Source organism: Pseudomonas piscis, from assembly GCF_009380155.1.
Taxonomy (GTDB): Bacteria; Pseudomonadota; Gammaproteobacteria; order Pseudomonadales; family Pseudomonadaceae; genus Aquipseudomonas; species Aquipseudomonas piscis.
Genome location: NZ_WHUV01000003.1, coordinates 25,097 through 38,195, shown reverse-complemented (window position 1 = coordinate 38,195; position 13,099 = coordinate 25,097). Strand labels below are relative to the sequence as shown.

Here is a 13,099-nt window from a genome sequence, read left to right as displayed (position 1 = left end):
CTGTTCAGGCCTCGCCGGCCAAGGGCAACTGGCGCCCGTCGATACTCTGGCCAATGGTCAGGAAATGCCCACCGGCCACATGGTGCAAGGTGCGCAGCCGATCATGGCCGTCGAAGTGCCAACGCCCCTCGCTGAACACCCGCGAGTCGGCCTGGGCGGCAATCACTTCGCCGAGGAACAAATCGTATTGCTGGTGGTTGTGGGGCTCGGGCAGCAACCGGCACTCCAGCCAAGCCACGCAACCTTCCAGCAGTGGCGCGACAAGGGCCTGGCCGGTGAAGGTGGCCAGGCCGTAGGCGCTGAATTTGTCGCGACCGCCCTGGTGCAGTTCCAGCCCGGAGCTGTTGCCCAGGCTCTGGGTGATGTCGACCTGCTCCACGCAGGGCACGTTGAGCACGAAGCTGCCGGAGGCCTCCAGCAGTTGCCGGGTCCAGGTGGTCTTGTCGAGCACCACCGCGACCTTCGGCGGTTGGAAATCCAGGGGCATGGCCCAGGCGGCGGCCATGATGTTGCGCTGCCCTTCATGGGCGGCGCTGACCAGTACGGTGGGACCGTGGTTGAGCAGACGATAGGCCTTGTCCAGGGGGACCGAACGACGAAATGCGGGCATGGCAGGCTCCTGAAAAAAAGCGATTGTAGCGCCAAGCCCTGGCCGTGCAGATGGGTCGATTGGACGGATTTCCTGGATGATCCGTCCAGCCCTTGGCGGCTTATCCACAGCGCCCCCCGGACTAGACTCATCCTTCATTTCAACACTTGAAGGATGCGCACCATGGCTGACCATTCCCTGAACGACAAAGTCGTGTTGATCGCCGGCGGCGTGAAGAACCTCGGCGGCCTGATCGCCCGTGACCTCGCCCGCCACGGCGCCCGGGCCGTGGCCGTGCACTACAACAGCGATGCCAGCGCCGCCGATGCCCGGACGACCCTGGCCGCCCTCCAGGAGCTGGGAGTCCAGGCCCAGGCCTGGCAGGCCGACCTGACCCGTGCCGGTGCCGTGGAGCGCCTGTTCGACGAGGTCAAGGCACGCTTCGGCAAGATCGATATCGCCATCAACACCGTGGGCAAGGTGCTGAAGAAACCCATAGTCGAGATCAGTGAAGAGGAGTACGACCAGATGTTCGCGGTCAATGCCAAGAGCGCATTCTTCTTCATCAAGGAGGCCGGCAAACACCTGGAGGACAATGGCAAGCTGGTGACCCTGGTGACTTCGTTGCTGGGTGCGTTCACGCCGTTCTATGCCGCCTATGGCGGCGCCAAGGCGCCGGTGGAGCACTTCACCCGGGCGGCGGCCAAGGAGTTCGGCGCCCGGGGCATCTCGGTCACTGCCGTGGGTCCGGGGCCGATGGACACGCCGTTCTTCTACCCGGCCGAAGGCGCCGATGCCGTTGCCTATCACAAGGGCGCCGCGGCGCTGTCGCCATCGAGCAAGACCGGCCTGACCGACATCGAGGACGTGGTGCCCTTCATCCGCCACCTGGTGACCGAGGGCTGGTGGATCACCGGCCAGACCTTACTGATCAACGGCGGCTACACCACCAAGTAATCCTCGCGTCCAAGGGGTACATTGGCCTGCCGGACCGGCGCCACGGTCCACTCCCCCCAGGCATGCCCGCGAACCAGGACAGTTGCGACGATGGATAAACTTGAGCAGTACCGGGTGTTCATCCAGGTGGCCGACATGGGCAGTTTCATCAAGGCCGCCCATGTCCTGGAGTTACCCAGGGCCACGGTGTCCTCGGCGGTGCAGCAGTTGGAAACCGGCCTCGGCACAAGGCTGCTGCACCGCACCACCCGCCAGGTGCAACTGACCGCCGACGGCGCCATCCTGCTGGAACGGGCCCGGCGCCTGCTGGCCGACGCGGCGGAACTCAACCAGCTGTTCCAGCATCGCCAGGTGGATGTCAGCGGTCGCCTGAACATCGATGTGCCCAGCCGCATCGCCCGGCGCCTGATCGTGCCCGCCCTGCCCCAGTGGCTGGCTCAATACCCCGGACTGCAACTGGCCCTGGGCGCCTGCGACCGCAGCATCGACCTGGTGCAGGAAGGAGTCGATTGCGCGATCCGCGTCGGCAGCCTGGCCGACAGCAGCCTGATCGCCCGTCCCCTGGGCCAGCTGGGGTTGATCAACTGCGCCAGCCCCGCCTACCTCGCCGCCCATGGTGAACCCCACAGCCCCCAGGACCTGCAGCAGGGCCAGTGGATGATCGGTTATGCCTCACCGGACACCGGCCGCGAGCAACCCTGGGAATACCTGCTCGAAGGCCGCGAGCACCTGATGAGCCTGCCCAGCCGGGTGATCGTCAACAACGTGGAAAACTACATCGCCTGCTGCCGCCAGGGGCTGGGCCTGATCCAGGTTCCACGCTTCGATGTGCAGCACCTGCTGGACCGTGGCGAGCTGGTGCAAGTGCTGCACGGGCTGCCAGTGGCGCCGATGGATATCTGCGCGCTGTATCCCGACCGGCGCCATCGCTCGCGCCGCCTCAATGTGTTCATCGAATGGTTCGCCGAGCTGATCCAACCACACCTGCAGACTTGAGCCCCGGGCTTGCCCGAGGGCGGCGAATCGTGAGATGAAAGCGCCCCCAATGGATGGAGGTACCTGGACCATGGCGCACCTGCGGATCGCTGCTCCACAGCTCGACGACCTGAATGACCTGCTGGCCTTCGAAGAGCAGAACCGTGCGTTCTTCGAAGCCTCGATCAACGCCCGGTCGCCCAGCTACTACTGCAGCGAGGGCGTCGCCGAGGCGATCGTCCAGGCGCGGCAAGACGCCGAGGCGGACCGTGGCTACCAGTTCCTGATTCGCCAGGACGGCCTGCTGGTGGGGCGGGTCAACTTGCACCGGGTGCAACGGCACTACTTCAATTGCGCCGAGCTGGGTTATCGGGTTGGCGAGCGCTTCATCGGCCGCGGGATCGCCAGGACGGCGGTAGCCCAGGTACTGCAACGGGCGTTCGGCGAGCTGGGCCTGAGCCGCCTCGAGGCCAACGCCCGGCCGGAGAACATCGGCTCGGTACGCGTGCTCGAGGCCTGCGGTTTTTCCCGCTACGGCCATTCACGCCGCAGCTTCCTGCTCCACGGGCAGTGGTTCGATCGCCTGCACTATGAATGCCACGGGCCGTTGCAGCCCTGAACCGGCCGGCGCCCGCCTGAACGGGCGCCCCTGGCCAGGTGGCGTCAAGTCGAGAGCTGGTTGGCGAACTGCCCCACCGCGCTGACCACCTTCTGGGCGCCGTCCTGGATCTCGACGATCACCGTACCGGCTTCCGCCGCCAGGGCCAGGCCCTGCTCGGCCCGTTGCTTGCCTTCGACCATCAGCTCCACCGCGGTGCGGGCCATGTCCTGGTTCTGGCGCACCACGCCGACGATCTCGTCGGTGGCGTTGCTGGTGCGCGAAGCCAGTTGCCGGACTTCGTCGGCCACCACCGCGAACCCTCGTCCCTGCTCACCGGCCCGGGCCGCCTCGATGGCGGCGTTGAGCGCCAGCAGGTTGGTCTGCTCGGCGATCCCGCTGATGGTCTTGACGATGCTGGCGATCACCAGGGACTGCTCGCTCAGGGCCTCGATGCCGTTACCGGCATCCTGCATGTGCCTGGCCAGGTCCTGCATCACCGTCACCGCTTCGGTGACCACCGCAGTGCCGCGCTGGGCGCTGCTGTCGGTCTGCAGCGAGGTGTTGTAGGCGATGCTCGCCGCCTCGGCCACCGCCAGTTCCTGATTCACCTGGTCGGTGATCACGGTGGCGAACTTCACCACCTTGTAGAGCTTGTTGTTGGCGTCCAGCACCGGGTTGTACGAAGCCTCCAGCCAGACCACCCGACCATGGGCATCGACCCGCTTGAAACGCTCGGCGATGAACTCGCCGGCGTTCAGGCGCCGCCAGAAGTCCTGGTAGGCCGCGCTGTTGTACTCCTCGGGCTCGCAGAAGATGCGGTGATGCTTGCCCTGGATCTGCGCCAGGCTGTAGCCCATGCTCGACAGGAACCGCTCGTTGGCGCTGAGGACGTTGCCGTTGAGGTCGAACTCGATCACGGCGGTGGAGCGCACCAGGGCGCCGATCAGGTTCTCGTGCTCGCGGGATGCCTCGATGGTGCGGGTCAGGTCGCTGGAGAAAATCGCGAAGTATTTGATCCGTCCCTCGGAGTCGCGCACCGGCTGGGAAATCGAACGCAGCCAGGCTTCCTGGCCATTGCCACGCAACAGGCGCACCGCCCCGGCGAAATGCTCGCCCCGGGTCAGGGTGCTTTTGAACCGCAGGTGGAACTCGTCGTGCTTGACGTGGGCCGGGACGATATCTTCCAGAGGACGCCCCACCAGGTCGCCGCTCTTGTAGAGCATTTCCTGGGCGAAGTTGTGGTTGACCGATTGAATCCGTCCATCGGCGCTCAAATTGATCACGAGCATCTCGCTTTCAAGGCTTTCCTTCACTTGCTGAAGGCTCGAAAGCTCTTCACGAATGGTCGCCAGCTCTTGCTTCAAGCGTTTATTGAACATGTGGGTGTACCGGGGGACTGGAAAAAATAGGCTGCCTTGGGCCTAACATCGGCGCTGAAATACATTTCTTAATAGCCGTGCGAGGCTGTCCGACGAAAATAATTCGATGGCTGCCACCCCCCGTGAAACGGGGCTTTGGCCGGGGATTGTGCGGCGCAGGGCAATGGGTATAGTGCGATTTCGCGAATTTCACTGGCGATCGACGGAGTTGGCTCATGGATGCATCACGCAAGGCACTTTTCCTCCAGGCGGCCGAACGGGTCGGCCACAGTTTCGAAGGCCAGATGCGCATTGGCGGCAACTACGTGCCGGCGGTACGAAACGGCGACGAGGTCTACGTCAGCGGGCAGATCCCGCGGGTCGACAACACGGTGATGGTGGTGGGCCGGGTCGGCGCCGAGACCTCCCTGGAACAGGGCCGGCACGCCGCGCGGATCTGCACCCTGCGGGCCCTGGCCATCCTCGAGCAGATGCTCGGCGACCTTGGGCGGATCAAGCGAATCCTGCGGATCAACGTCTACGTCCAGAGCGCGGCGGACTTCACCCAGCAAAGCGAAGTGGCGGACGGCGCTTCGGAAATTCTCTATGCGGTATTTGCCGAGGCCGGCGTGCATACCAGGACTTCGTTGGGGGTCTACCAACTACCGAAGAACGCTTCGGTGGAGGTCGACATGATCGTCGCCTTGCATCCCGGATCGGCGCAGGACTGAAGACGCCGGCAGCGGCCGGGCCGCCCTCGGGGACCCGGCCGGCACATCGCGGGCACGGCAGTGGCCATCCATGGATCAACTGCCATTGTTACGGCACTGGCCCATGATCTGGTACTCGATGGTCTTGAGCTGGCCACTGGAATCTTCATAGGTCATGCGTGAAGGCACCACCTGACAAGACTTGATCGGTGGAGTGATGTTGACCACCTTGACGATATCCAGCTCCATGCCATAGCGGTAGTTCTGCACCACCGGCGCGGTCTTGCCCTGCTTCGCGGCGTAGCGCTCCATGGCTTTTTCGTTCTCCTGCATGGCCCGGGCGAAGGTACGGTCACCGCCACCTTCGGCCAACGCCAGGGAAGAGATGGCAAAGAGCATCGCGGCGATGCTCAAGTTAAGTAGTTTCATGACAGCCTCCTCGTTCTGTTGATGTCCACGAGGATAAAAAACCGACCCTGTCAGAATCATCGCGCGCGCATTACTTATCTGTAAGGCACCTCTCCCACCTTCGGCCAGATTCACGAAAAGCCCGGCCCACAAGGGCTGCAGCTCATCCGAGCGATCTCTGGCCAGCCATTTTCTTGCGCAATTGTAATTGTCGGGTCACCCCGTCGTTATCTGCGGTTTGCAACTATCGACAACGGTTCCGGGCGCGGCGATGCCCCGGCGGCCAAACCAATAAGAACGCCTGCGGCGATATAAAAACCGATAGCTGCACACTCAGGAGCGCCCTCCCATGCGTATCAACCCACTTGTGTCCCTGTCCGCACTCACTGCGGCACTGGGGCTCGGTCCTATGGCGGCGGTAGCTGCCGAGGAACGTCCCGAAGGCTTTATCGAAGGCAGCCAGCTCAACCTGCTGCTACGCAACTTCTATTTCAATCGCGATGACCGCAAGGGCCAGTCCAGCCCCACCGGCAATGGCTATTCCGAAGCCTGGACCCAAAGCCTGATCGGCAAGTTCGAATCGGGCTTCACCCAGGGCACCGTGGGTTTCGGCCTCGATGCTTTTGTCATGCATGCCTTCAAGCTCGACTCCGGAACAGGGCGCAGCGGCGGCAAGGGGTCGTTCGCCATGCTGCCGGTGAACGGCAGGAACGAACCGGCCGACAGCTATGGCAAGGCGGGAGGCGCGGTGAAGGTGCGAGCCCTGGATACCGTGGCCAGGATCGGCGATGTGTTCCCCATGACACCCGTACTGCACTATGGCGACTCCCGGGTGATGCCCCAGAGCTTTCGCGGCTTCACCCTGGAGAACACCAGCCTCGACGACCTGAAACTGCAAGCCGGGCGCCTGCATGCCGTGGGCTCGACGAACCAGAGCAGCCTGCGCGAGGGCTTCGTCACCTTCTACAAGGGCAAGGTGGACTCTCCCTGGGTCGGCTACTTCGGTGGTGACTACCAAATCGACCCCAACCTCAGCGTCAGCCTCTACGGCAGCCGCCTCAAGGAGGTCTGGGACCAGCGCTACTTCGGCCTCTCGGGCAAGTATCCGTTGTCCCAGGACCTCACGCTGCTGGGCGCCTTCAACTACTACAACGTGGTGGACGAAGGCCGCAAAGAGCTGGGCGAGCTGAACAACAACATTTGGAGCGCCAAGATCGGCGCCACCTTCGGCGCCCACACCCTGGCCCTCTCCCACCAGCGCAACAACGGCAACAACCCCTTCGATTACCTGCGCCAGTCGGACTCGATCTTCCTCGACAACTCGCTCCAGTACAGCGATTTCAACGCCCCCAAGGAACGTTCATGGATGCTGCGCTATGACCTGGACATGCAGACCCTGGGCGTCCCCGGCCTGAGCTTCATGGCCCGCTATGGACGCGGCCGGGGCGCCGATTACAGCCATGCCAACGCGCAGTACATGCAACGCGACGCGGCGGGCAATCCACTGACCGGCCAGCGGCGCTGGGAACGGGATATCGAAGCCAAGTACGTATTCCAGAGCGGACAGCTCAAGGACCTGGCCCTGCGCATCCGCCAGGCCACCGTCCGCTCCAGCCGATTCGAGTCGGACCTGGAGGAATTCCGGCTGATCGTCGAATACCCACTGGCACTGCTCTGATTGCTCTGGCCGGGCAGGTTGCGGCCTGCCCGGTGTTAAAACTTCTTCACAGACTCATGTCTTGCAGAACTGTAATATCCACCTCACCTTCTCGTTAGGTTGGTCTCCTTATACTCCTTGGCAGATTCGGATCCGCTGGTTTTTCGAAGGCGGCCAACCTGTCAGGAGAAACATCATGCGTCCCAGCCAACTGTTGTTCATCGGCCTTCTGGCCAGCACCAGCCTCGGTGCCTGGGCCGCCGACGGCAGCGAACGTTCGCAGCAAGCCCGCGAAGCCTTCCTGGTCAGCCAGGAACAGATTCATGGCGAATCCGAGCAGAAAACGGAAACCGCCACCACCGACGCCCCTTCCACACCCAGCAAGGCTGGCGAAGATATTTGACGGCGTTGGCCCACAGAGCACATTCATCTCTTGAAGCGTTTTCATGATGCTCCTTTGGAAAGAGATGAATCTTCAGCGCCCCCTCGGGGCGCTTTTTTTTGCCTTCCTCACGCACCGCCTTCATGGCGACACCCGCGATCTCGCGCCCCGCAAACCTGTGGCCGCTGCCGCAGGCTGCGCCCGGGCGCGTAGCGGCCGCAACATGAAGTCGCCCGGTCGATCGCCGAAGGCCCTACGGGCCTTGTCGTAGCCTCGCGTTGCTCGGCAGCGGCTACAAGGTTGGGACATACGGGGAAACCGGATACATCTGCCAACAAGCCGGGTCAGGGCTAGGTTGAGACAAATCGTTCAACCTGATGGAGCGCAAGGAAATGAGGGGCCGGCCTGATGGTTTCCGTCTGTTCAAGGGACGGCGTTCGGAGATTGGCAGGATCTATTCCGTGACGGTTGTCACCGAGCACCGGCGCAGAGTATTCGACGACTTCCAGCTCGGCCGTCTGGTGGTCGAGCAACTCAAGGATCAGCACGAGGCAGGCCTGACTCGGACCCTTGCATGGGTAGTGATGCCCGACCACTTGCATTGGCTGTTCCAGCTGCAGAAATGCTCTCTGGAGGAGGCGTTGTGCCGGCTCAAGTCCAGGAGCGGACGCAATATCAACCTGCGCCTGAATAACCGTGGCCGACTTTGGCAGAAGGGGTACTGCCAACGGGCGGTGCGCCAGGAGGAAAACCTCAAGACAATTGCCCGTTACATCATCTGCAACCCGGTCCGCGCCGGCCTGGTCCTGCGTGTAGGCGACTACTCCCTTTGGGATGCGGCTTGGCTCTGACCTGTAACCGCGGCCGCTGCGCTTCCGTGCGCAGCCTGCGGCAGCGGCTAAACGAAGCCACTCCCGGGAGCGATCACACAGGCATCACTCCTCCCGGCGGTGGGCCCACTGGTACAGCGCGGGCAGTACCAGCAGGGTGAGGATGGTGGAGGACAGGATGCCGCCGATCACCACCGTGGCCAGGGGGCGTTGCACCTCGGCGCCGGTGCCGGTGGCCAAGGCCATGGGCACGAAGCCCAGGGACGCCACCAACGCCGTCATCAGTACCGGACGCAACCGGGTCAGGGCGCCCTCACGGATGGCCATGGGCAGCGACCGCCCCTCCTCCCGCAGGTTGCGGATGAAGGCAATCATCACCAGCCCGTTGAGCACCGCCACCCCCGACAGGGCGATGAAACCGACCCCCGCCGAGATCGACAGCGGAATGTCCCGCAGCCACAAGGCCATGATCCCGCCCGTCAGGGCGAAGGGAATTCCGGTGAACACCAGCAGTCCGTCCTTGAGGTTGTTGAACATCATGAACAGCAGGCCGAACACCAGTAGCAGGGCCACCGGCACCACCACCTGCAGGCGCTGGGAAGCCTCCTGCAACTGTTCGAACTGGCCGCCCCAGGTGGTCCAGTAACCCGCCGGGACCTTCACCTTGTCGGCGATCAGGGTCGTGGCCTCCTCGACGAAGGAGCCGATATCCCGACCGCGCACGTTGGCGCTGACGATCACCAGGCGCTTGCCGTTTTCCCGGCTGACCTGGTTGGGCCCCAGGACCAAGTCCAGGCTGGCCACTTCCGACAGCGCGATGAAACCAATCTGCCCGTTGACGCTGCCGGCCGTCGCCGGGATCGGGACCAACAGCCGTGACAACCCATCGATGTCGGTACGCAACTGATCGGACAGGCGCACCACCATGTCGAAGCGCCGATCGCCCTCATACAGGATTCCGGCCTGGCGCCCGCCCACGGCCACCGCGATGGTGTCTTGCACATCACCGACGTTGAGGCCATAGCGCGCGGCTTTGTCACGGTCGATATTGATGGTCAGCACCGGCAGCCCGGTGGTCTGCTCCACCTTGACCTCCGAAGCGCCCGCCAAGCCCTGCAAGGCGCTGGCGATCTCGTTGGCAGTCTTGTTCAGCACCGCCATGTCGTCGCCGAAGACCTTGACCGCGACATCGCTGCGCACCCCGGAAATCAGTTCGTTGAAACGCAACTGGATCGGCTGCGACAACTCATAGGCATTGCCCGGCACCATGGCGCTGGCGCGCTGGATATCGGCGATCAGCGCCTCCCGGGACTTGCCCGGGTCTGGCCACTGGGCCTTGGGCTTGAGCATCACGTAGCTGTCGGAAATGTTCGGCGGCATCGGGTCAGAGGCGATCTCCGCGGTGCCGGTGCGAGCGAACACCCGCTCTACCTCCGGCACTTGGCCCAGCAGGGTCTTCTCCAGGCGCTGCTGCATGTCCACCGATTGCGAAAGGCTGGTACCCGGCACCCGCAGGGCCTGCAGGGCCAGGTCGCCCTCGCTGAGGCTGGGGATGAACTCGCTGCCCATGCGGCTGGCCAACAGGCCGCTGCCCACCAGGACCGCGCCGGCCAGGGCGAAGGTCAGCCCGCGCCGCTGCATCACCCAGTCCAGCACCGGTGCATAACCACGCTTGGCGTTGCGCATCACCAGGTTCTCCTTCTCCTGGACCTTGCCGGTGACGAACAGCGCAATGGCCGCCGGGACGAATGTCACCGAAAGGATCATCGCCCCCAGGAGGGCCATGACCACGGTGAAGGCCATGGGGTGGAACATCTTCCCGGACACGCCGGTGAGGGCGAAGATCGGCAGGTACACCACCATGATGATCAACTGGCCGTAGATCAGTGGGCGCCGGGCTTCCTTGGCCGCGGCAAAGACTTCATGCAGGCGCTCCGAGCGGGTCAGCATGCGCCCGTGGCTCTGCTGGGCATGGGCCAGCCGGCGGATGGCGTTCTCGACGATCACCACCGCACCGTCGACGATGATCCCGAAGTCCAGAGCGCCGAGGCTCATCAGGTTGGCACTGACCTTGTTGCTGAACATGCCGGTGAAGGTGAACAGCATCGACAGCGGGATCACCAGGGCGGTGATCAACGCCGCGCGGATATTTCCCAGGAACAGGAACAGGATGACGATCACCAGCAGTGCGCCCTCGAAGAGGTTCTTCTTCACCGTGGCGATGGCTTTCTCCACCAGGTTGGTGCGGTCGTACACGGTGACCGCCACCACGCCCTCGGGCAGTGTGCGATTGATTTCCTCGAGCCGCTTGGCCACCGCCTGGGACACCGCGCGGCTGTTTTCGCCGATCAGCATGAACACTGTGCCCAGCACCACTTCACGGCCATTCTCGGTGGCCGCGCCGGTGCGCAGCTCACGGCCGATTTCCACCTGGGCCACGTTGCGCACGCGGATCGGCGTGCCGTCGCTGCTGCTAATGACGATGTTGGCGATATCGTCGATGGAGGCCAGTTGCCCCGGGGCACGGATCAGCAACTGTTCGCCGCTGCGCTCGATATAGCCGGCACCGACGTTGGCATTGTTGCGTTCCAGGGCCGTCACCAGGTCGGTGAGGGTCAGGCGGTGGGCCGCCAGGCGCTTGGGATCAGGAGCGATCTGGTACTCCTTGGCGAAGCCGCCGATGGTGTTGATCTCGGCTACCCCGGGAACGTTGCGCAACTGCGGCTTGATGATCCAGTCCTGGATCACCCGCAGGTCGGTTGGGGTATAGGGCGTGCCATCCTCCTTGCGTGCGCCTTCCTCGGTCTCCACAGTCCACAGGAAGATTTCTCCCAGCCCGGTGGAAATCGGCCCCATCTGCGCCTCCACCCCTTCGGGCAGTTGCTCGCGAGCCACCTGCAGGCGCTCGTTGACCAGTTGCCGGGCGAAGAAGATATCGGTGCCGTCCTTGAAGATCACCGTCACCTGGGACAGGCCCGAACGCGATAGCGAGCGGGTCTGCTGCAAGCCCGGCAGGCCGGCCATGGCGGTCTCGATGGGAAAGGTGATGCGCTGCTCGGTCTCCAGCGGCGAGAAACCCGGCGCCGCGGAGTTGATCTGCACCTGGACGTTGGTGATGTCGGGGACGGCGTCGATCGGCAGCTTCTGGTAGCTGGCGATGCCGATACCGGCCATCAGCAGTACCCCCAGCAGGACGATGATGCGCTGCTCGATGGCGAATTGAATGATGCGTTCAAACATGGATAGTCACTCTCCGCTAGGGCCTGTTCAGTGGCTGTGCTCGGCCGAACCCTTGCCCAGTTCGGACTTGAGGGTGAAGCTGCCGCGCGTGGCGACCTGGGCGCCGGCGGCCAAGCCTTCGCGGACTTCCACGAACCCATCCTGGCTGGCCCCGAGCACCACGGGCGTAGCCTGGAAACCCTCGGCCACGCGCACGAACACCGAAGGCCGTTCTTCCACGGTCTGGATCGCCTCCTGGGGCACGCTGACCGGCACCTCGACGGCCGCGGTGGCCACCTCGACCGCCACGAACAGGCCCGGGCGCCAGGTCTCCTTGGGGTTGGCCAGGGTCACCCGGACCGTGGCGGTGCGGGTCTGCTCCCCCAGCAGGTTGCCGACATAGGCCACCTGCCCGCGGACCTGGGAGCCCAGTTCGCTGGAGCTGACATTCACCGACTGGCCGACCCGGACCTTGTCCAGGTCCTTGGGGAATACGCCGAAGGTCGCCCAGACCCGGGACAGGTCGGACAGGGTGAAAGCCGCCGTGGTCTCGCCCACCACTTCGCCGACGCTGAGGTGCTTTTCCACCACCACGCCATCGAACGGTGCACGCATTTCATAACGGTTGCCCCCCGCCAGCTGGGCACTGCCAGCTAGCGCCGCCATCTTCTGCCGGGCGTTGCCCAGGGCGATCTCGGCCTCTTGCAGCGTCTGCCGCGCCAGCAGGTAGTCCTGCTCGGCGGAGATCTGGTCGACCCACAACTGACGCTCACGCTCGAAGGTGGTACGGGCCAGTTCCACCCGCCGGCCGGCCGCCGCCAGCTCGCTGCGCTGGTCGGAAACCTGCTGGCTGGCAATCACCGCCAGCAGGTCGCCACGCTTGACCGACTGGCCGAGGTTGGCCTGTACCGACTCCACTACCCCGGCAGCGCGCGGCACGATATGCGAGGTGCGGTCCTCGTCGAAGCGGATCTCCCCCGGCAGGCTGAGCAGGCGATCCAGACGCCGCGGGCCGGCCTCGGCCAGCTCGATCCCGGCCGCGGCAATCTGCTGGGCATCGAGTTCCACCAGGCCTTCGTGGCCCTCCTCCCCATGGCCCTGTTCGCCGTGCCCTTGCTCGGTATGCCCCGGTTCGCCATGCCCGGCGGGCGCCGTGGACGCTGAAGGCTGGCCTGTGGCCGGGGCCTGGCGATTGAACAGGCCCGGCAGCAAAGAGGCCGCCAGCCCCAGGCCGGCCACCGCCACTATGGCCACAACAAGGCTGCGTTTTTTGTCCATGGATGCTCCTGAAAATGTCGAGGGTCGGCGGCGCAGGCGCGGCCTTACGAAGTAGACGGAAAGAAGAACTTCTCCAGGGCCCGGTGCAGCTCGTGCACGCACCAGTGCCGGGGGGGCTCGTGGCTGCTGGCCGGA

Annotated in this window: 11 protein-coding genes and 2 pseudogenes; 7 read left to right on the top strand and 6 right to left on the bottom strand. The window is 64.3% G+C overall.

Features of this window, described 5'->3' with window-relative positions; all coding sequences use genetic code 11:
• Positions 1-4 precede the first annotated feature (4 nt).
• On the bottom strand, positions 5-610 hold the full coding sequence (locus GDH07_RS16930; protein ID WP_152898344.1) for a flavin reductase family protein: 606 nt from the start codon (positions 608-610) through the stop codon (positions 5-7).
• Between the two features lie 162 nt (positions 611-772).
• Between GDH07_RS16930 and GDH07_RS16925 the strand changes: the two genes are divergently transcribed.
• The 3 genes from GDH07_RS16925 (at position 773) to GDH07_RS16915 (ending at position 3,140) form a co-directional block, all read left to right on the top strand.
• The gene (locus GDH07_RS16925) at positions 773-1,546 is read left to right on the top strand and encodes an SDR family oxidoreductase (RefSeq protein WP_152898343.1); all 774 of its coding nucleotides are present in this window, start codon (positions 773-775) and stop codon (positions 1,544-1,546) included.
• A gap of 90 nt (positions 1,547-1,636) precedes the next feature.
• Positions 1,637-2,542 carry a LysR family transcriptional regulator gene (locus GDH07_RS16920; protein ID WP_022640932.1) on the top strand — a complete coding sequence of 302 codons (906 nt, stop codon included), beginning with the start codon at positions 1,637-1,639 and terminating at the stop codon, positions 2,540-2,542.
• A gap of 49 nt (positions 2,543-2,591) precedes the next feature.
• Entirely contained in the window at positions 2,592-3,140 is a 549-nt protein-coding gene (locus GDH07_RS16915; RefSeq protein ID WP_022640933.1) for a GNAT family N-acetyltransferase, read from the top strand.
• A 44-nt stretch (positions 3,141-3,184) separates the two neighbouring features.
• Here GDH07_RS16915 and GDH07_RS32875 read toward each other — a convergent pair.
• Together GDH07_RS32875 and GDH07_RS32870 are read right to left on the bottom strand one after the other, a co-directional pair.
• Positions 3,185-3,616, bottom strand: a pseudogene (locus GDH07_RS32875) (methyl-accepting chemotaxis protein); the annotation flags it as partial.
• 162 nt (positions 3,617-3,778) lie between these two features.
• Positions 3,779-4,411 (bottom strand): annotated as a pseudogene (locus GDH07_RS32870) (PAS domain-containing protein); the annotation flags it as partial.
• A gap of 305 nt (positions 4,412-4,716) precedes the next feature.
• Here GDH07_RS32870 and GDH07_RS16905 point away from each other — a divergent pair.
• Positions 4,717-5,211: a RidA family protein gene (locus tag GDH07_RS16905; RefSeq protein ID WP_022640935.1), complete on the top strand. Its 495-nt coding sequence runs from the start codon at positions 4,717-4,719 to the stop codon at positions 5,209-5,211.
• A 75-nt stretch (positions 5,212-5,286) separates the two neighbouring features.
• Here GDH07_RS16905 and GDH07_RS16900 read toward each other — a convergent pair whose 3' ends face one another.
• Positions 5,287-5,619: a DUF2790 domain-containing protein gene (locus GDH07_RS16900; protein WP_031320521.1), complete on the bottom strand. Its 333-nt coding sequence runs from the start codon at positions 5,617-5,619 to the stop codon at positions 5,287-5,289.
• 328 nt (positions 5,620-5,947) lie between these two features.
• On the opposite strand from GDH07_RS16900, the gene GDH07_RS16895 reads away from it, so the two are divergent.
• From GDH07_RS16895 to GDH07_RS16885, 3 genes are all read left to right on the top strand, one after another.
• Entirely contained in the window at positions 5,948-7,276 is a 1,329-nt protein-coding gene (locus GDH07_RS16895) for an OprD family porin (protein ID WP_053132092.1), read from the top strand.
• 175 nt (positions 7,277-7,451) lie between these two features.
• Complete coding sequence (locus tag GDH07_RS16890) at positions 7,452-7,658, top strand: hypothetical protein (RefSeq protein ID WP_022640938.1); 207 nt, start codon at positions 7,452-7,454, stop codon at positions 7,656-7,658.
• 371 nt (positions 7,659-8,029) lie between these two features.
• Entirely contained in the window at positions 8,030-8,488 is a 459-nt protein-coding gene (locus tag GDH07_RS16885; protein WP_022640939.1) for an REP-associated tyrosine transposase, read from the top strand.
• A gap of 84 nt (positions 8,489-8,572) precedes the next feature.
• Here the strand turns inward: GDH07_RS16885 and GDH07_RS16880 are convergent, their stop codons facing one another.
• Entirely contained in the window at positions 8,573-11,707 is a 3,135-nt protein-coding gene (locus GDH07_RS16880) for a CusA/CzcA family heavy metal efflux RND transporter (RefSeq protein WP_152898342.1), read from the bottom strand.
• Between the two features lie 27 nt (positions 11,708-11,734).
• Entirely contained in the window at positions 11,735-12,964 is a 1,230-nt protein-coding gene (locus tag GDH07_RS16875) for an efflux RND transporter periplasmic adaptor subunit (RefSeq protein WP_022640941.1), read from the bottom strand.
• Positions 12,965-13,099 lie beyond the last annotated feature (135 nt).